This window comes from Vibrio sp. 1727 (genome assembly GCF_033344415.1).
Taxonomy (GTDB): Bacteria; Pseudomonadota; Gammaproteobacteria; order Enterobacterales; family Vibrionaceae; genus Vibrio; species Vibrio alginolyticus.
Genome location: NZ_JAWPOT010000140.1, coordinates 1 through 873, shown reverse-complemented (window position 1 = coordinate 873; position 873 = coordinate 1). Strand labels below are relative to the sequence as shown.

General features: G+C 46.2%; 1 protein-coding gene and 1 pseudogene. Both read right to left on the bottom strand.

Annotated elements, in window-relative coordinates:
* Nucleotides 1-436: pseudogene (locus R8O10_RS24365) on the bottom strand (site-specific integrase); the annotation flags it as partial.
* On the bottom strand, nucleotides 429-662 hold the full coding sequence (locus tag R8O10_RS24360) for a hypothetical protein (protein ID WP_222757046.1): 234 nt from the start codon (nucleotides 660-662) through the stop codon (nucleotides 429-431). The pseudogene R8O10_RS24365 and the gene R8O10_RS24360, both read right to left, overlap by 8 nt.
* Nucleotides 663-873: the final 211 nt, after the last annotated feature.

The following is an 873-nucleotide window of genomic DNA, read 5'->3' as shown; positions in this document are numbered from 1 at the left end:
GAGCTATTTCAGTTGAGAGAGCATTGCGTTCAGTTTGTGCATCCGCAATCATTTTTGCTTGCTCTGGGGTGTAAGAACGGGAGGCTAGAATTTGCTGCTTTTCGGATTTGATAACGTCTAGCGTTTCCGTCTGACTGAGCTTTCCTGTGACATTTTGCATCATGGATTGAATCGCCTGACGCTCCATATCTAAGGTTTTTTGCCCCACTTCTGTGGCCCTATCGGTCAAATACTGGTGTGCCTGTTCGACAGTTAAATCTCGCAGACCACAATTAAAATCGGCATTGGCGTGTTTGGCTACCATCGTCAGACGTTCTTCGTAGTTGCGAACCGTTCCAACGCTAAGGAGGTTTTTCCCCTGCATCTGCTTCATAACGTTCGCGGCCTGTTTTGTAGCAACGGCTTTGGGATCGACGTTCTTCGCAAATTTAGCCATGTTTGTCTAACCATCTGAGAACGGTGGAGTGAGCGACTTTAATCCGCTTGTTTGCTCTAAGCCAGCGTTGAAGTTCGGCGGCTGTGGCGCCTGCTTGATGCAGCTCCAAGAGTTGATGCGTATATCTATCGAGTCGAGATTTTCGAGTGGAATAAGAGCGTTTGCGGATCGTTTTAGTTTGAGCTTTCAGTGTTGAAAGTTCAGATTGAACGTCGAAATAAGACATATATTTCCTTGTAAGAACATACAACCCCAATCGAATTAGGGCAGCGACAACTTAATGCCTATTCGCCAGTTGAGTGCTATGGGCACAGGGATTCTCTGACCGTTTTCCACTACCATTTTCTTTGAATGACGTTCAAAGCACCGTCTCATTTACCAGTTGAGAGCTGTATATCACGATAAACGTGTCTCGGAATTAACTGCTCCGGTGGACA

Bases quoted from the DNA above. Each gene is read 5' to 3' on its own strand.
- R8O10_RS24360 (WP_222757046.1), bottom strand. From the start codon at position 662: ATGTCTTATTTCGACGTTCAATCTGAACTTTCAACACTGAAAGCTCAA.